The sequence below is a fragment of the Undibacterium sp. Di27W genome, assembly GCF_049340345.1.
In the GTDB taxonomy this organism is placed as follows: Bacteria; Pseudomonadota; Gammaproteobacteria; order Burkholderiales; family Burkholderiaceae_D; genus Undibacterium.
Genome location: NZ_JBMPOS010000015.1, coordinates 1 through 17,020, shown reverse-complemented (window position 1 = coordinate 17,020; position 17,020 = coordinate 1). Strand labels below are relative to the sequence as shown.

The 17,020-nt window shown below is 49.5% G+C and carries 23 protein-coding genes; 12 read left to right on the top strand and 11 right to left on the bottom strand.

Annotated elements, in window-relative coordinates:
• Positions 1-311: 311 nt before the first annotated feature.
• The 6 genes from ACO0LF_RS25095 (at position 312) to ACO0LF_RS25070 (ending at position 3,593) form a co-directional block, all read left to right on the top strand.
• Entirely contained in the window at positions 312-521 is a 210-nt protein-coding gene (locus ACO0LF_RS25095; RefSeq protein WP_423019275.1) for a Com family DNA-binding transcriptional regulator, read from the top strand.
• The gene (locus ACO0LF_RS25090) at positions 469-624 is read left to right on the top strand and encodes a hypothetical protein (protein WP_423019027.1); all 156 of its coding nucleotides are present in this window, start codon (positions 469-471) and stop codon (positions 622-624) included. Before ACO0LF_RS25095 ends, ACO0LF_RS25090 begins: the two co-directional genes overlap by 53 nt.
• Complete coding sequence (locus ACO0LF_RS25085; protein WP_423019025.1) at positions 621-1,748, top strand: GNAT family N-acetyltransferase; 1,128 nt, start codon at positions 621-623, stop codon at positions 1,746-1,748. The genes ACO0LF_RS25090 and ACO0LF_RS25085 overlap by 4 nt, the downstream gene beginning before the upstream one ends.
• Positions 1,749-1,753: 5 nt before the next feature.
• Complete coding sequence (locus tag ACO0LF_RS25080; RefSeq protein WP_423019022.1) at positions 1,754-2,338, top strand: formyltransferase family protein; 585 nt, start codon at positions 1,754-1,756, stop codon at positions 2,336-2,338.
• A gap of 211 nt (positions 2,339-2,549) precedes the next feature.
• Positions 2,550-2,849: a hypothetical protein gene (locus tag ACO0LF_RS25075; protein WP_423019020.1), complete on the top strand. Its 300-nt coding sequence runs from the start codon at positions 2,550-2,552 to the stop codon at positions 2,847-2,849.
• Between the two features lie 51 nt (positions 2,850-2,900).
• A complete protein-coding gene (locus ACO0LF_RS25070; RefSeq protein ID WP_423019018.1) occupies positions 2,901-3,593 on the top strand; it encodes a hypothetical protein in 693 nt (230 codons plus the stop codon).
• Positions 3,594-3,620: 27 nt separating this feature from the next.
• Here ACO0LF_RS25070 and ACO0LF_RS25065 read toward each other — a convergent pair whose 3' ends face one another.
• The 10 genes from ACO0LF_RS25065 to ACO0LF_RS25020 form a co-directional block, all read right to left on the bottom strand.
• On the bottom strand, positions 3,621-4,082 hold the full coding sequence (locus ACO0LF_RS25065) for a phage virion morphogenesis protein (RefSeq protein WP_423019016.1): 462 nt from the start codon (positions 4,080-4,082) through the stop codon (positions 3,621-3,623).
• Positions 4,075-4,569, bottom strand: a complete 495-nt coding sequence (locus tag ACO0LF_RS25060) for a phage tail protein (RefSeq protein WP_423019014.1) — start codon at positions 4,567-4,569, stop codon at positions 4,075-4,077. The genes ACO0LF_RS25065 and ACO0LF_RS25060 overlap by 8 nt, the downstream gene beginning before the upstream one ends.
• Entirely contained in the window at positions 4,569-5,069 is a 501-nt protein-coding gene (locus tag ACO0LF_RS25055) for a lysis system i-spanin subunit Rz (protein WP_423019012.1), read from the bottom strand. The genes ACO0LF_RS25060 and ACO0LF_RS25055 overlap by 1 nt, the downstream gene beginning before the upstream one ends.
• Before the next feature lie 13 nt (positions 5,070-5,082).
• Positions 5,083-5,577: a lysozyme gene (locus ACO0LF_RS25050; RefSeq protein ID WP_423019010.1), complete on the bottom strand. Its 495-nt coding sequence runs from the start codon at positions 5,575-5,577 to the stop codon at positions 5,083-5,085.
• The gene (locus ACO0LF_RS25045) at positions 5,574-5,783 is read right to left on the bottom strand and encodes a hypothetical protein (protein WP_423019008.1); all 210 of its coding nucleotides are present in this window, start codon (positions 5,781-5,783) and stop codon (positions 5,574-5,576) included. Before ACO0LF_RS25045 ends, ACO0LF_RS25050 begins: the two co-directional genes overlap by 4 nt.
• 2 nt (positions 5,784-5,785) lie before the next feature.
• Positions 5,786-5,989 carry a tail protein X gene (locus ACO0LF_RS25040; protein WP_423019006.1) on the bottom strand — a complete coding sequence of 68 codons (204 nt, stop codon included), beginning with the start codon at positions 5,987-5,989 and terminating at the stop codon, positions 5,786-5,788.
• A 2-nt stretch (positions 5,990-5,991) separates the two neighbouring features.
• Positions 5,992-6,483, bottom strand: a complete 492-nt coding sequence (locus ACO0LF_RS25035; RefSeq protein ID WP_423019004.1) for a head completion/stabilization protein — start codon at positions 6,481-6,483, stop codon at positions 5,992-5,994.
• Between the two features lie 111 nt (positions 6,484-6,594).
• Positions 6,595-7,323: a phage terminase small subunit gene (gpM, locus tag ACO0LF_RS25030; protein ID WP_423019002.1), complete on the bottom strand. Its 729-nt coding sequence runs from the start codon at positions 7,321-7,323 to the stop codon at positions 6,595-6,597.
• Positions 7,324-7,325: 2 nt separating this feature from the next.
• The gene (locus ACO0LF_RS25025; RefSeq protein ID WP_423019000.1) at positions 7,326-8,336 is read right to left on the bottom strand and encodes a phage major capsid protein, P2 family; all 1,011 of its coding nucleotides are present in this window, start codon (positions 8,334-8,336) and stop codon (positions 7,326-7,328) included.
• 62 nt (positions 8,337-8,398) lie between these two features.
• Positions 8,399-9,229, bottom strand: a complete 831-nt coding sequence (locus ACO0LF_RS25020) for a GPO family capsid scaffolding protein (RefSeq protein ID WP_423018998.1) — start codon at positions 9,227-9,229, stop codon at positions 8,399-8,401.
• A gap of 161 nt (positions 9,230-9,390) precedes the next feature.
• Between ACO0LF_RS25020 and ACO0LF_RS25015 the strand changes: the two genes are divergently transcribed.
• From ACO0LF_RS25015 to ACO0LF_RS25005, 3 genes are read left to right on the top strand one after another with little or no spacing between them, the layout of a single operon-like run.
• Positions 9,391-11,220, top strand: coding sequence for a terminase ATPase subunit family protein (locus tag ACO0LF_RS25015; protein WP_423018996.1), 1,830 nt, complete (start codon positions 9,391-9,393; stop codon positions 11,218-11,220).
• Positions 11,217-12,284: a phage portal protein gene (locus ACO0LF_RS25010; protein WP_423018994.1), complete on the top strand. Its 1,068-nt coding sequence runs from the start codon at positions 11,217-11,219 to the stop codon at positions 12,282-12,284. Before ACO0LF_RS25015 ends, ACO0LF_RS25010 begins: the two co-directional genes overlap by 4 nt.
• Entirely contained in the window at positions 12,281-12,502 is a 222-nt protein-coding gene (locus tag ACO0LF_RS25005; RefSeq protein ID WP_423018992.1) for a hypothetical protein, read from the top strand. Before ACO0LF_RS25010 ends, ACO0LF_RS25005 begins: the two co-directional genes overlap by 4 nt.
• A 61-nt stretch (positions 12,503-12,563) precedes the next feature.
• Here the strand turns inward: ACO0LF_RS25005 and ACO0LF_RS25000 are convergent, their stop codons facing one another.
• Entirely contained in the window at positions 12,564-14,135 is a 1,572-nt protein-coding gene (locus tag ACO0LF_RS25000) for a sensor domain-containing diguanylate cyclase (RefSeq protein WP_423018990.1), read from the bottom strand.
• Positions 14,136-15,598: 1,463 nt separating this feature from the next.
• On the opposite strand from ACO0LF_RS25000, the gene ACO0LF_RS24995 reads away from it, so the two are divergent.
• The 3 genes from ACO0LF_RS24995 to ACO0LF_RS24985 all read left to right on the top strand — a co-directional run bounded on the left by ACO0LF_RS24995 (position 15,599) and on the right by ACO0LF_RS24985 (position 16,780).
• Positions 15,599-15,955 carry a hypothetical protein gene (locus tag ACO0LF_RS24995; RefSeq protein WP_423018988.1) on the top strand — a complete coding sequence of 119 codons (357 nt, stop codon included), beginning with the start codon at positions 15,599-15,601 and terminating at the stop codon, positions 15,953-15,955.
• A gap of 119 nt (positions 15,956-16,074) precedes the next feature.
• The gene (locus ACO0LF_RS24990; protein WP_423018986.1) at positions 16,075-16,362 is read left to right on the top strand and encodes a hypothetical protein; all 288 of its coding nucleotides are present in this window, start codon (positions 16,075-16,077) and stop codon (positions 16,360-16,362) included.
• A gap of 19 nt (positions 16,363-16,381) precedes the next feature.
• Positions 16,382-16,780, top strand: a complete 399-nt coding sequence (locus ACO0LF_RS24985) for an SMI1/KNR4 family protein (RefSeq protein ID WP_423018984.1) — start codon at positions 16,382-16,384, stop codon at positions 16,778-16,780.
• Positions 16,781-17,020: the final 240 nt, after the last annotated feature.

Below are 17,020 nucleotides of genomic sequence, written 5' to 3'. Positions count from 1 at the left end.
TGTGCAAAATGCACTATTTCATTCAATCACATGCCAAATTGATTTGCAAATATTTCAATTATTTCAATTGAAAAATGTGCATTGATTGCGGTAGAGGAAAATTTTAGGGTTGCTATCTGGCTTATCAACTTGGCGATTCAGTCTCGCGTACGCGTGATATGGCATAGTTCTTTTTAGGACGCGGCGACGTACCTGATGCGTCAACATCAAATACGCCACCGCACCAGCAGTGAGGACCTGCCAGATTGGCCGATGACCGCGTCACCTGTCGACAGGCGCGCCAAGGCTACCACGTTTTTGGTGATTTTAAAATGCAGGATATCCGCTGTGGGACATGCTCCCGTAAATTGGGCGAGGGTGAATTTGTCACCCTCACTATCAAATGCACACGTTGCAAAACAATGAACCACTTGAGAGCCACGCGCCCCGAACCTGATCGCCATCGAGCGACAAGGATAGAAAGCGCCTATGGCCGAAACACTCAAAGCAGCACCAGCAAAGAACGGTTATCAATACCGTGAACAATTTGGGATCGTTGTTGTTTGTAAAGACGAAAACCATCAACAAGAAGTATTCAACACACTGAAGCAACAAGGCTTAAAGCTCAAGGTGGTGAAGGTATGAAAATCGCCATTCACCATCAGTGCAGTGACTTCAGCAGCTACCGCGCCGAGCGCGTCAAATCCCTTTTTAATGTCGAGTCAGGCGCAAATTTCACGCTTGATGCTGACTTACCCATTGATGGTAACGACTGGAAAATAGGCGTAGTCGTTGGCCCCAGCGGTAGCGGCAAATCAAGCATGGGTAAGAAACTGTGGGGTGAAGAAGCTATCTATAACCCCGCCTGGCCATCACGCAAGCCGCTGGTTGATGCGATAGCGCCCAAGGGTAAATTTGATGAAGTAACGGCGGCCTTGTCGTCGGTCGGCCTGGGTAGTGTGCCTACCTGGTTGCGCCCTTATCACGTCCTGTCAAACGGCGAACAGTTCCGCGCCAACCTGGCCCGCCTGGTGGTTGAAGCACCGGCGCGGGCCGTACTGGACGAATTTTCTAGTGTGGTCGACCGCCAAATTGCCAAGATAGGCGCGGGCGCATTTGCCAAAGCCTGGCGGCGAACATCCGGACAGGTTGTCCTACTGTCTTGCCACTACGATATTCTTGATTGGGTGCAGCCTGATTGGGTATTCGATACCGCGACAGGCAAATTTCTACGGGGGTGGGACCGGCCCCGCCCGCGTATCGATGTCGAATTGTGGGAAACCAACTGGCAGCATTGGCCGTTCTTTGAGCCACATCATTATTTGAAATTACCCAAGATGATTGCGGCCACCAACTACGTCGCCACAGTGGACGGCCAACTGGTCGCGCATTTGGGTGTATCAACGCGGCCAGGCTTGATCGAAGCCCGCGCTTGCCGCCTGGTGGTTATGCCTGAATGGCAAGGCGCTGGTGTGGGCATGCGTTTTATGGATGCTGTTTGTGAATTGTGGCTGCAGGGGCAAAACAGATACACCAAACCTATGCGCACGCTTTTTCATACTAGTCACCCCGGCCTAGCTTCCGCTTTGCGCAGAAGCCTGAAATGGACACAAGTGTCCGGCAAGCTGGTAGGCGAAAGCCGAGCCAGGTGCATCGAATCGGTGAATAGATCAGCGCAGCGCAAAGGTACAGAAAGCACCGGCAATGCTGGTTACGGCGGCCATTTCCGTGCTGTGCAAGGTTTCAGATATTTAGGGGATGAAGAGTGAGAATAATGATAGTGGGTCAAAAATGGCTTGCGGCAGAGACTTTGAAACTCTGCTTACGCCTGGGGCATACAGTCGTCAAAGTGGTGGCCCCGACCGCAGACGACAGGCTGATTCAAACGGCAATTGAAACTGATACGCACGCTGTTGCCGTTGCTGGACGTCTTGAAGGGCATCATGTTCTTGACGGTACTGATTTAATTATCGCGGCACACGCACATTGCTTTATCACGTCTGAAGCACGGCAAAAGGCGCGGGACGGGGCAATCGGGTATCACCCCAGCCTGCTACCCTTGCATCGAGGCCGTGATGCGATCAAATGGGCTATACGCATGCATGAGCCGGTGACAGGTGGGACCGTTTATCAGATGGATGACAGAGCTGATGCAGGGCCGATCATTGCACAGGACTGGTGCTTTATAAGGAAAGATGACACTGCAGATAGTTTATGGCGGCGAGAATTGGGGCCAATGGGTCTGATTTTATTTGAAATTGTACTGACGAATTTTGAATCATTGAGTCCTGTCAGTTCTGAACAAGACGAAAAATTATCTACATGGGAACCAGCATTGATTAATTCTCGATTGAATTGACCAAAAATTAACATTTGTTGTCTTTCTCGACCCTTCATTTTACCAATTTGGGTTCTACAATGGATTTTGTGATCATTTCTTTAAGTTCCTTCAACTATTATTAAGGCTCTGAACATGACTATCAATACATGGCCACGCAATCAACACACAGGGGTTGGCGGTGGGCGTTACACCGGAGTAGGAGGCGGACTATACACAGGGGTTGGCGGTGGTGCATACACCGGCGTTGGCGGCGGAATGTATACGGGAGTGGGCGGCGGCAGATACTCTGGGCCAGGCGGAGGACTATACTCAGGTCCGGATGGCGGCTTGTACACTGGCCCTGGTGGTGGTTTGTACACTGGACCAGGGGGTGGTTTGTACACTGGACCAGGTGGCGGGTTATACAGCGGGCCGGGCGGTGGCATGTACAGTGGTGCAGATACAGAACCTTACCGAAGCAATATTCCGCCATGGGAAGTATTTATTGAAGAACTCCGAAAGAGGGGCAATGACCGCATTGCGGACCTGATTTCTAAACATCTTTAATTCACTTAAACGTACTTACTTTGCCAGGGCTTTTATGACAATGAATAACGGATTTGTTCACATAATTGAATCGCCTAATGATAAAGACCTCTTGACTGGTCGAACTGAGGGAAAAACATTGTGTGAAGCCTTAAGTCTCTCCGGGGTTCCACATTGCTACAATCTTGTCACTACCCCTGAAACTTTAGTGGATGCGTTGCAATCTCGCCTTATTGATGCGCTGGCTAAATTTAATGGTCGTCCGATTATTCATTTAAGTATGCATGGAAATAATGAAGGTGTTGCGCTTACAAACGGGTTGTTTTTAAAATGGGAGGACTTGCGAAAATTACTAACACCCCTAACAAATGCAATGGATGGAACGTTGCTAATTTGCATGTCTTCTTGTTTTGGGAGTGCCGGATGCCGTATGGTGATGCATGAAGATGCTGATAAGCCATTTTGGGCGTTAGTCGGAAACAGCGGCGAAGTAAATTGGTCTGATGCGACTGTTGCGTATATAACTTTCTATCACCTCTTTTTTAAAACATTTCCTATTGAAGAGTGTGTAAATCGAATGATACTTGCATCTGGTGATAGTGGGTTTACGGTTCTTTTTGGCTATGAAACAAAGCGGAATTGGGAGCAGTACGCGGCTAATGAAAGAAATTTACTTGCCGAAGCGATTAGAGCGTATTCTGCAAAAAAAGGTGGGTTGTTAGGTGAATTATTACCTAGTCATGATTAAGTGTTCTAAAAATAAATTTGAAATCTTTTAAAACAAATATCTAGTCAGTGCATCTTTTATCAGTTCTCGGTCAACGTTACTAAAACCTAAAAGCTGTCTTGTTTCGTATTTAATTTCAGGCCCGTAATTGGTAACTCGATCATTCAATCCAAACTGATGAACTCGCGCAATTCGCGCAACACGTCCAAAGAAGCCGACAGCGATTTCATTGCTGTCGGCTTTCACTTTCAGGTGTATGTTTTTACGCAGCTTGGCAAACATGGCGGCCCTCTGCTTTTTTATTCGGTCTTTCTTATGGCGCAAATCCTTGCGCGGCTTCCTGGGCGTGTATTGAATGCCTTCCGGTGTCATTTGCGCTTTGATGCGCTGTTGCTGTGAGCGTCGCAAATCCTGGGCGACTTTCAAACTGATTTTGCGCCGGTTGGACGGATCAAGCTGGGCAAGCAGGACGCTTGCCCATTGTTCTAGCGCCTTGAGATCGTCAGCCATTGTCTTGCGCAGGGTTGAGTACCTGCCACTCTGCAAGCAGGTTGTTGCCGTTGTAGAGCTGCCAGAATGGCGCTGTATATTCAGGCGTGGCGGCTATCTCACCTGCGTGGGTGATATCAAGCTTGTTGCCGGTCTGATTGACTATGACGCGCTCTGTGATGTCTAGCTCAAGACTGATATCAACGCTGTCATGATTGTTAAAGTCAACAATAAAGCGTATGCCCTTGTTGCTTTTGTCTTCGTTGCCCAGCAAGTCTGCCTGGTGCACAGTCACCCAGTCCAACAAGGGAACCATGAGCGCGTCTTCATCGCCGCCGTAGTCGGTCACAATGACATTCAAGACATAAGAATATTCAAAAGACCTTGAGGCCGTGCGCGTTGTGCGCAAACTGCCTTTGTCCACAAAGACGAGCAGCTTGTCTGGATTGCGCTTTAAATCGGGTATGGCAGCCGTTAAGTGGGCGCGCAGGCTATTTGGTTTGTACATTATTGCTGACGGTTGGTAATGGCCTTGATGGCCTGGTAGCTGTCTATACAGGCGTTTAATTGCCTGATGGCGTCGTCACCGTCTGCGGCGATGGCTGCAAGAGCTGTTCCAGCCTCTGGCGTAAGTTCGGCTCGCGTTTCTGGGCTGTTGCCGGGTCCAGTGGTGGTATTTGCGCCGGTACGGGCGGTGCAAGCTTTGACGGGGATTGACAAGCGCACAGCACCAGTGCGCACGTCAGCAATAAACTTGTCGCGTTTGTCTTTTTCATCTTGCATTTCCTTTTGATGGGTGGTGGCGATGGCGGCCAGGCTGCGGGACATGAGCTTTTCATTTTCACGTGCAGTGGCGGTGGCTTCTGCTTTGTCTTTATCAATCTGGGCGGTGAGTTTATCTACCTGGTGTATGGCGTCTTTGTATTTGACGACACAGAACAGGACGGCTGCGGCCACGGCCAGGGCAAGCCATGGGCGTGGGTCCAGCAGTTTGATGAAGTCGGGCATGGCGGTAGCTTCCTTATACTGGTTTCAGACAGAGTGCACGCTCTGCGGCCCGGCGCTTGGTCAGGCCTGCGTACACCACACCACCGGCTTTGTTCCAAAACTGCATTTGATTGCATGCGCCGGTGTAGTCGCCTCTATTTAGCATTGTGATCATGGTGGATGGCTTGCCGGTGTCCAGCACGCAAAAACCGTCCTTAACGCCTTTGCGGCCCGGTCCCACGTTGAACACAAAGCTTGTGAAGGCGGCGCGCTGGTTGTCGTTGAGTGGGACTTTAAGACAGCTTTCCATTGACGCCTTGGCTTTGAGGAGGTCTTGTACCGTCATGTCGTCACATTGCTCTATGGTGGCAGTCTGGCCCAGCTTGACGCCACCAGTGTGGCCCCGGCAAATCGTGGGGATGCTGACAGGGTCAAGGTAGGCGGTTTGCCGAGTGCCTTCAAATAGGACGATGATGGGCAAGGCTGCTGCTATGCCAGCAGCGACGAGCTTTTGTTTGATATCGCTCATGCTTGGGCCTTGCTTTTCCGAGCATTAACTCTGCGGTGTAACCATGGCTTAATCACTTTCTCACGCACGAAGAAGGTGATCTGCAGCACGATGTAGATAAGGGTAAGGATGTATACCCATTCATTGAGGGGAATGCCCAGCAAGGTGATTGCACTGATGGCGATTGGCGGCATAGTTTTCACTGTTTCCATGGGGTAGTCGTTCATGGTTAGTCCCACAAGTTAATCATTTGCACCGTTGGCGCTGCAGGTGCGCGGTCTGGCAAAGTAATGGCTTTACCCATAGGCAGGAATGCGCCCAAGCTGGTAATTCCGGGATTGAGGTCCAGCACTGCAGCAATGCCCGTTGTGCTGCCCAGGTAACGCCAGATCAGCAAGTCAAGGGTGTCGTTCTGTTGGGCGCGCACTATCATTGTTAGATCAGCTCTACCGTGACGTGATGGCGGCCCAGCAAGTTTGAAATTGCCCACTGTGCATTCCTGCGTTCTTCATCTGGGCCATTTGCCAGAAAGCCGACCAGCTTCTTGTCATCCAGTGACGTGGCGGTGGTGTCGTAGTCCTTGTAGCGTTCAATCAGATCTGCTTTTGCCGTGCAATAAACAGCACGCAGGTAATGGGATATTAGGACGCTTTGCCGGTTGACCTGGTCGGCAGGTATAGCCACCAGACTGGCATGACCAGCGCCAAGGGCTGAAGCCTTCAATTCCTTGACCTGGTCATTCACAAAGATGATTGCGTCCACCGTGGCCGCGATCAGGCGGGCATCCGTGACGGTGCCATCCAGTCTGATGGCGTCGCGCATGGCGGCAACATTGAGGTCAGGGAAAAATCCATCATTGGTAATGATGTTGTCTGGCTGGCTTGGGTTGGCCGGGCCGCCTGGTGCGTTGGCAATAAATGAGGGCATGGGTCTGGATCTACATAGGGTCAATCAAGTGGGCGGTGGGTGGGCTTTCACAGGGTAAATGGCTAGAAATCCCTGATCGGCCCACGCCGCCCGGCGCCGGAGGGTGCCTGGTTACGTAGGCGGTGTGCCGCTATCGCCTACGATGTTCTTGAGACGGCGTTCAAGCCGTTCAATGTCTTTCTTGACGCCGATGTTTTGGAACAGGTCCAGGGCGCGCCGCAGGTTGTCCAGTGACTTGCTGGCCGCTTCTTCCGGCAACTGGTCAAAGTCAATGTCACCGTTACCCATCTTGCCTACCTGGGCATAGCCCAGCGCCTTGTACAGCTTGGCGCTGGCCTGGTCTGGTACGTCTGCATTGACGGTCAGCAGTTGCACGGCTCTGAGCGTCTCCACGGCTGCGGCCGGGCTTTCAAATCTGCCTTCGAGATATGCGCCTGGGATTTCGTCCAGCAGCAGTGTGGACACATCACGGGCATACTGGTCTGGCAGACTCAGGTTATGAACCAGACAGTATTGCGCGATGTCCAGGGCGCGTGCATAGGTGCCCGCATCGATATGCCAGACCAGGACTGTGGTTAATACCTGGTCTTGCGCACCGTTGCCGCTCTCTAGTGCGCCGTTTATCCAGTCATCGTATTCAGGCAGAATTTCGCGCTTGAGTTCGATTTTGCGCTGGATGGACTTAATGGCCTTTAAGCGCTGCTTGTCATTGATGAGCTTGGCAAGCATCAGCTCGTAGGCGTTGCCTTGCACATGTTCGCCATGCTTGGATTGGGCTGCTGCTTTGGCCGCCAGTACGCGGGCAGCGTGGCGCAGGGCTGGGCTGAGATGATTGCTCATGCTCAGGCCACCAATTCAATGTTTTCTACCAGGGCAGCCATGCCATAGCGTTCAACTACGTAGGCATCATTGGAAGATTCATAGTTTTCAATGCGGTCACGTTTGGCATTGTCAACGACCTGACGGCGGCGTCCGCTCTCTTGATAGTAAATGGACAGGTTATCGAGGCGAGTTATTAAGAATGACTTCGCCGGGAAATATGGCACGCTGACCGCTGTCAAACCGCCGATGCGCTTTTGGCTGATCACGATATCGGCGGCCAGTGTTTCTGTCGGTGCCTGCTTGGTATTCACTAGAGGGAAATACTTGTCGTGCAAGAGTTCACGACCGACGATGCAGACAAGACCGGCATCTTCGCGGAACCATGGGTCGAGCAAGGTAATGGCGTCATAGACAGCGGCGTCCAGATTGGCATAGTCGCAGCCAGCAGCCGTACCGATTTTGACTTTACCCGGTGTACTGACATGATTCAGGACGCGCTCTGGTGCATCTTCGCGCATGTGCTGGAGCCAGCCCTTATTCACGTCTTCCAGCATCGGGTGCGCATTGATATCGGTTGTTTCAGCGATGCTGACACCATGAAAGCCTATCATCATTCGGTCTAGCGCCTGACGTTGCACGACGGTGTCACGGACGCGGGTCTGGAAGTCAGGAAATTTTGCCCACATGTCCAGGGTTCCATAACCAATATGCGTATCAAAATCAGTTTTTGTGCACTTGTATCCGTTTGCATCGAGGCCAGTCAGGTCACGGGTTTGGCGTTCTGCCAGCTTAGTATTGGTGCGCCCGGCAACGGGGCCAGATATACCGAGGTTCAGCTTTTCCCCTTGCATTTCTGTGACGGGGGTAATGTTGATTTTTTTCAAGAACTCGCTGGATTCTTGTATCTTGGTTTCCAGCTTTTGCTGCACGCTGGGGGTAACGTTGAATTTTTTTGAGGCGTCTTCTACGCCGTTAAGTTCGCCCAGGCGCTTCACCAAGGTGTTATAGGCAATGCGGGTTTCGTTTCTCATGCGTGCTTACTCCGTTGTTTTGAATGCGTTGGTGTGGTGTGTTTTGCTATGGCGTGCCAGATTTAGCAGTCGGTTTGTTCTGCGCCGTTGCCGCCTGTAGCAGTGGGTCTGGTGGTCTGGCTGCCGGGTTCTTTGTCGAGTTTTTCTTTCAGGCTGTTGAAATTGTCAGTGACAGATTTCAGTTCCTTCTCCAGCTCTGAAATACGTTTGCTGGCTTCGCTGAAGCGTGTTTCTTGTTCGCTGGCGTGATTGAGCAGGCTTTCTACAGCCTGGCCGATATCGGCAAAGCGGGCATCGTCACCTGTTTTTTTGCTGCTGAAACTGTTGAGCAAGCCTTTGACTTTGGCAGCCAGGGTGCTGGCTTCGGTATCGGTTTCTTCAAATTCGAGTTGTGCTTCTGTGGCTTCTGAGAACAGATTGCCGGGGCTGGCTTTGCGGCTGGCAAAGGGATTGGTGGGGTTTTGTGCGGCAAAGGCAAGTATTTCTGTACCCAAACTTGCCGGGCTGTCAGTGACGCCCAGGCCGACGAGATAGGCTTCGCCGGTGTCCGCAAACTTGTCATTGACTTCTATGCTGGTGTAGATTTTTTGCTTGGCCTTGGTCATGGCGACCAGGTCAGGGGTTGGTTCTATTTGGGCGAACAGCGCCAGTTTTTTATTGCCGTCTATGGTGACTTCTTCGGCCTTGACTGCGGTTACGTCACCATAAGCACGGAACGGGCTATCTGCCAGCGTGCCGCGTATGTGTTCCATCCAGATGCGTGCGCCGTATTTTTGCGGGTCGAAGTTTTTAGCCATCTGTTGAATCCAACTGCGTTCAATCTTGCGGCCGTCAGTGGTTGCGCCTTCAACTGCGACGCGGAAAAATTTTGATTTGAATTTTTTTGTGCTCATGGTTTGATGGTGTAGGTTGTCTGTTTCAAGAATTGATTTCTGGCTGTGCAGTTGGCATAGTCTGCTCTGTGGGTTTTCCCTTCAATCAGCAGGGAGTTGATAAGATTTATATCAACTTGCTCGGACTGCCTGCGCGGGCGCGATGCCCGTACTCTGGCGACATGATTGATCTTGCCGACGATGACACGTCTGAAACCTTCCCCGAAAACGACACAGAAGCGCCAACAGATGGAGCGACTGTTGCGCCTACTTACGACCTGAAGAAACACGCCCAGGCCTTGTACTGGCAGGGCTGGCGCATTTCATCCATTGCCCGGCATCTAGAGATTGCACGCACAACCGTGCAGAGCTGGTGCGACCGTGAGAAGTGGGACGACACCCCGTTTATAGAAAAGATAGAAGCCAGCCTTGAAACGCGCCTGGTTCAACTGATTGCCAAGGAAGTCAAGACCGGCGGCGACTTTAAAGAGATAGATTTGCTGATGCGCCAGGCAGTGCAGACAGCGCGGGTGCGGCGTTATGAGGCACCGGGCGGGAATGAAGTGGATCTCAATCCTAAGCTGGCTAATCGCAATGCCGGGCCTAAGAAGAAGCCGACACGCAATGATTACAGCGATGATCAGCGCGACCAGTTGTTAGAGGCCTTCAGGGACTCACTGTTTGATTATCAAAAAGGATGGCTGCGCAATGGGCATGAGCGCACGCGGGTAATTCTCAAGTCGCGGCAAATTGGCGCTACCTGGTACTTTGCGCGGGAGGCTTTGGCTGATGCCATGGAGACCGGGCGCAATCAGATATTTTTGTCAGCATCCAAGGCGCAGGCACACGTTTTTAAGCAATACATCATTCAGTTTGCCAAGGAGGCGGCGGGCATCGAGCTGGCCGGTGATCCTATTGTCTTGCCGAATGGCGCACATCTTTACTTCTTGGGTACCAATGCCAGGACAGCGCAGGGTTATCACGGCAATTTCTATTTTGATGAATTTTTCTGGACGCATAAATTTCAGGAATTGAACAAAGTGGCGTCAGGCATGGCGCTGCATAAGCAATGGCGCAAAACTTACTTTTCTACGCCTTCAAGCATCACGCATGAGGCGTATCCATTCTGGACGGGGGAGTTGTTCAACAAGCGGCGGCCTAAAAAAGACCAGGTCAATATTGATGTCAGCCACAAGCGGCTTGCCTCTGGTTTCACCGGCGAAGACAAGATGTGGCGGCAAATTGTCACCATCTTGGACGCCCAGGCCGGTGGCTGTGATCTGTTCGACATTGACGAGCTGCGCACATACGAATATAGCCCGGATCAGTTTGAAAACCTGTTGATGTGTCAATTTATTGACGACACGGCTTCAGTGTTCCCGCTGCAGGAGCTGCAAAAGTGCATGGTCGATGCCTGGGTAGATTGGACAGACTTTAAGCCATTTACCACGCGGCCTTATGGTGATAACCCGGTCTGGATAGGTTATGACCCAGCATTTACGGGTGACAGCGCCGGGCTGGTCATCCTTGCGCCGCCGCGCACGCCTGGCGGCAAATTCCGGGTGTTGGAGCGTATGCAGTTCAGGGGTATGGACTTTGCGGCCCAGGCAGAGCAGATACGGCAATCCACGATTCGCTACCACGTTGCCTTTATTGGCATTGATGCCACTGGCATGGGTGAGGGTGTGCACCAGCTCGTTAAAAACTTCTATCCCAATGTGACCAAGATCAACTATGACCCGGCTGTGAAAAGCCGCATGGTCATCAAGGCCCGCGATGTGATCAGCAAGGGCCGTCTGGAATTTGATGCCGGGGCCACGGATCTGGCGCAAGCATTCATGACGATTAAAAAGACGCTGACGGCCAGCGGCCAGCATGTGACCTATGTGGCAGACCGTAGCGAAGAAACCGGACATGCAGACCTTGCCTGGGCGTGTATGCACGCGCTGGACCATGAGCCATTGGACGGCGGCATAAACAGTAATCAATCATTTATGGAGGTGTATTCATGAGCAGGAAAAAGCAGCGCGGCAGTTTCAATGCTGGGCCAAGTAGTCAGGCTGAAGAGGTACCGGCTTTGCCCCTCTCGCCGGGTGCTGAGGTGTTCAGCTTTGGCGATCCTACGCCGGTATTAGACAGGTCTGAAATTCTGGACTATATCGAGTGCTGGACAAATGGGCGGTATTACGAGCCGCCTATCAGTTGGGACGGCCTGGCTAAATCATTCCGGGCCAGCGTGCACCATTCGACGGCCATCTACGTAAAACGCAATCTGCTGGCGGCCACCTTTGTGCCTCATGCCTTGTTATCACGCGAGGCGTTTAGCCGCTTTGCGCTGGATTTCCTTGTCTTTGGCAATGCCTATCTGGAAAACCGTAAGAGCCGCACCGGCAAGCCTTTGCAGCTTGAACCTGCGCTGGCCAAGTACATGCGCCGGTGCAGTGATGACCTGAACAAGTACGCCTTCGTGCGTGGCTGGCAGGAAGATCATGTGTTTGAGTCTGGGGCGATTTTCCATTTGATGGAGCCCGACATTAACCAGGAAGTGTACGGGCTGCCAGAGTATTTGAGTGCCTTGCATTCTGCCTGGTTGAATGAGGCGGCGACGCTGTTCAGGCGCAAGTATTACAAGAATGGCTCACACGCAGGTTTCATCCTGTACATGACAGACCCGGCACAGAATCAAAGTGACGTGGACAACATGCGCCAGGCGCTGCGCGACAGCAAGGGGCCGGGCAATTTCCGCAATGTGTTCATGTACGCACCGAACGGCAAGAAGGACGGTATCCAAATATTGCCGGTGTCAGAGGTGGCGGCCAAGGATGAGTTTTTCAGTATCAAGAACGTTACACGGGACGACATGCTGGCCGCGCACCGGGTACCTCCCCAGTTGCTTGGTTTGGTGCCGAACAATACGGGCGGTTTCGGGGATGTTGAGAAAGCGGCCAAGGTGTTTTCTATGCATGAGCTGGAGCCGCTGCAGGCGCGCTTCAGAGAGTGCAACGAGTGGATAGGCCAGGAAGTAATCCGATTTACCCCATATTCTTTAGGTGACGCGGGAGGCACCACAAAATGAGTGATTTAGCTGACAGCGCAGATGCAAGAATCAAGCTGGATATTGATTACGCCCTTAAAAACATGCAACGCGCCCCAGAGCATGAACCGGACATGCATTGCCTGTTTTGTGATGAGGCAGTCGGGCATGGCAAGCTATTCTGCAATATTGAATGTCGTAACGACTATCAGAAGTTGCAAGCTGCAATCAAAAGAAATGGAGGTAATATTTCTTATTAACGCCAGACAGGATAAAAGAAATTAATGCGAGAAGTCGTTTTTGCACGGTTTCTCGCCTTGCCTAGCTGGCCACGCGTACCAAATTAATATTGCTGCAGACACGATCTCGTCCGCTCTTTTTTGCAGCATAGAGTGCATTGTCTGCTGCTTCTATTAACTCTACTGGATTATGCAAGTTCCTTACCGGGGTTACGGCTTCAACACCTGCACTAACGGTAACAATTCCAGCCTCGTTACCCGCATGCGCAATACCCAAGTTGTGTATTGCCTGGCGTATTTTCTCAGCAATTAATATGGCACCTTCGACGTCAGTGGTAGGAAGAATCACCGCCAGTTCTTCACCGCCATATCGAGCCGTCAGGTCGCCAGCACGGTTCTGGCAAGATTTAACCGCCTGACTGATTTTCCTCAGGCACTCGTCGCCAGCAGCATGGCCGTAGAGATCGTTATATTGTTTAAAGTGATCGACATCAATCATGATGAGTGCCAGCGAACTGGCATTTCTGATCGCCCGGCTAAACTCTTCTTCTAAAGTGAGATCGAAATTACGCCGATTGGCAAGCTCAGTAAGCGCATCCTGAAGAGACAAGCGCTCTAGTGTCTTATTGAGATCAATCATTGCGTCCCGTGCCCTAATGAGCTCAGCTTCAGCATTGAAGCGCAATTTCATCTGACCAATCAGATAGAAACCTACGGAACTCAATATGATGACGAGCAAGCCGACGCCTGCTGAGTGCCAATATGTATCTGTCATCCAATCGGCAAGAATTTCATCTTCTGATACAGCTGCAGAAACAAACAGAGGGTATTTATCCAGGCGCTGAAAACTGTTTAACCGTTTGACACCATCCTGGGACGATTTTACAGTGAATGACCCTGTTGCCTTAGTCGAGCTTTCTTTAAAAACGGGTGTTGTCTTCATGTTTTTGCCAATGGAATCGGGCAAAAGTGGGCGACGGGTAATCATGGTGCCGCTGTTCGATACCAGAACGATTGCTCCTGCCTTGCCAATATTGAATCTGTCGTAGAATTTATTGAAATAGTCAATATCTATCGATGCAAGTGCAACACCAGCAAAACTTCCATCTACGTGATTAATCCTACGTGACAATGTTATGACCCATATGCCACTAGAACGACTAAGGATTGGCGATCCTAAATAGGTGCTATTGCCCTCGTGAGTACGGTGATAAATGAAATAGTCACGATCTGCATTGTTGACATTTGATGGCATGGTAGGGAGTGAGTTGACTAACCACCGTCCATTTTCGTCTAAAACAAATAAGCCTTTGAGCTGGGAAAGTTCCGCTGTCCTGAGTACTAATAAATTGTGGAGGCGTTCCAAAGCAGCAGGGCTAGTACCATCTACTTGGATTCGTTCGGTAATTCCTAATAGTGCAGTGTCCGCTGCTTTTATCGTATCGTCTGCATGTTGTGCTATTGCGCGTGCCGTGTTGGCAGTGGAAACTTCCATCTCACGCAATTGGGTCCTTCTTGCTGTCCAGCTACGCCAGCCATCCATGCATATAAGCGACACGCAAACAAAGATAACAAATCCCATTGCCAGCAAATTGAGGGATCTCTTCTTGGGTGCTGGGCTTGCCTGTTTAATTGAAGTCAATTGGTTGTTCATAAATGGCCAGAATGAATGCAGCGTATTTCCCTACTGCGGTTATCTCAGTTATTGCGACAGATCCATCATTGACGACTTCGTGGGGTAATGCAAGTTTCATTGAAAATATATTATTCTTTCGACTAGAGAATGCGTAAAAAGTAATTTAATAACAATTAATTCACATCTCTACCCCAAATCAGTTATATCACGCGAAAGCATGCACACCATGTTGGCATTGTTGTCTATTTGCAATATTTTGCAGTTTGAACCCTTGGCGCGCAGACATCCCCCCACCACGCCTGCCCGCTAAATAGTTCGCTTTTTACTCAAATATGCGTCACCATTTAGAATCAAGTCCAGCTTACGTTTGCGGCCACCCGGATAGCCTCAAATGATGACGCAATTTGACGCAAATTTTCATGAATTACAGGTGCCAGGTGTCGTATCTACCGGCATATATTCATATGGGATTTTTAGGGGTGGCTAGGGGAAAAGGTAACCAAAGGAATGCGGGACGGAACAGCATGGCTAAGTATCTGATTTATATAGATATATTCAGTTACTTTCTAAAGTGATTTAAAGTAACTCAAAAGGTAATGAAAATCTAAGTCTTTGATAGTAAAAGACATTTTGAAAAGTGAAAAATACTATACATACAGGTAATCAAATTCCTTTTCAAATACTTTATTCTTACCTTTTGCTATTCGCTTGAAAGCCTTATGTATCAACGGTTTCCACGCTTTCTAAAAATTTCATCACCTCGGTTACCATTTTCCGGAGGGGTACTTTATTTTAGAGTTGCAAAGAATCTAGACAAATTGTGGTATCTAATGATGTCTCTATTTGAGTATTATTGGCGTATGCTCCTTGGATTCCAAAGTCCGGGACCTCACTTCGTATTACGCAAAATTTACACACTTAGAATGCAACGTATTGATTTAAAAGAAAAATATATTCCTGTCGGCGGGACCAGTTGTACAAACAGTAAATAGCCAAAAGCAGTAGAAAATTTAGTTAAATCAAAGGGTTACGCGCTTATTGTAGCGCATCTGCAACCCGCAAAACACCGATAAAACCCGAATAGTTATTTAAGTCATTACACCATAATTACACCAACAAATTTTTCGTGGGTGGTCTATGGTGAACTATAGTAAGCGTGAAGCTAGGTGGCGCGTCCAAATTGTTATCAAAGGTGTGCGCGAATCTCCGTCCTCTTCCACCAAGGCAGAGACCGTAGCCTGGGCCCCAGAGCGCGAAACTCAGATCCGGCGCGAGATCTCTGAGGGAATAAATACAAAAAACAGTAGGTGAGGCCTTCGACCATTACGGAAAAGAGGTTTCCATCAACAAAAAAGCCAATTTCACGGCTACGGCCCGTCAATTTCAACATGCCCAAGCGTAAGGCTCGTTTAATTAGTGAATTACTTGGATTACAAATTCTGGCTAACATGCTTCAAAACATTCAAGTATAGGCAACAAACATGACTAAGCAAATCAGTGAAACCCGAAACGTGAATATTCGACATGACTTACCAAAAGAAATTATGAATAAACTCCCTGATCTCTATAAACGAATGGAAGGGTGGCTCGGTTTTGGTGACGGTACTAACGGCATGAATGGTATTCCGTATTGGTATAGCTTTGATGAAGAACAGGCTTTCATTTCTGCTTCAATTGAGCCGTCAGGGCTCCAGTTTCTTGTGAATAATATTGATGAAGAAAAATGGAATTTATGGCTTTTACGTTTCAAAAAAGAAGCAACAGAAATACTTGGATTTAAAGTTGGCGAAACTGAATTGGGAGAGGTTAGTAGTACTATTGAATGGATAACTCTGTAGTAAATAGCAGGCTAGGGGGCAGGTCTGACATTAATACATTTCCAACCCGGCGGGCGATTACGCGCAATTGATCTCCCTAACTGGCTGAATCCGTATATTCCTCTTGTCAAGGAGACGCAATGAGCAAAGTAGTTATTTCAGCGGATACTCTTCAGAAAATTGGTTTGGTAATGGGGAGGGATATTTCGCCAATTGAGGAGAGCACTGTCGGGTCATTTGCAGAGTTTTCAGAAAAAGACCTGAGTGATTTTCTTCAATTGCTGGACCGCAGTGGTATTTTGGCAGTCTCGTACATTAGGTACAAGCTCAATAGTAGGGTGGATTTAGATTTGGTTGTCTCATTCCTCGCCACAGTAGTAGAGTATGGCATTCCTGTCGAAGAATGGGTGAGCCCGGGCGAACGTTGATTGATGAGGCAGGGATTAAATGAATCAATATTCTGATTTGCATTACTTAGTAAATGCGGGCGGGCTGTTAAGTAGATTGAAGCCTGTTGATCTAATTGAATTACAGTCGAAGCAACCTGTGCACAATAAATTGCCGTCTGACTATGTGGAGTTTTTAACTTCAATTGGTGCGGGGACTATGGGAGATAGTCAATATTCCTTGTATTCTGGACCGATTCATCCAGATTTTGTTTACGGGGATGGTCAGCAGCAGCTTGAAAATATTGTTTTGTTTGGTGATGATTTTCAAGGGTTCAACGCTGGTTTCAAGATTGATGAAAATTGGTGTGTAGTTGAAATCGACCCGTTGGATCAACGGGTCAGTATCGTTGCCCCAGATTTTAAAACGTTCATTCGCGAGATGATCGCGCAATTGTAGGTGCAAGCAGGGTGAGGGGGCGGGTCTGACATTCATACATTTCCAACCCGGCGGGCGATTATGCGCAGCTAATCGCCCTACGAGAGCTTAAAAATTGACTGAGGTGTTACGTGTGTTGATTTGCACTGAAAATTGACCCACTTTGCTGGATAAATTGCATCTAAAATTGACCCACGTTTAGCACACAATCCTACTTATCTTGATGAGTAGGGAGCAGGAGTGATTGACGTGGCATTACTA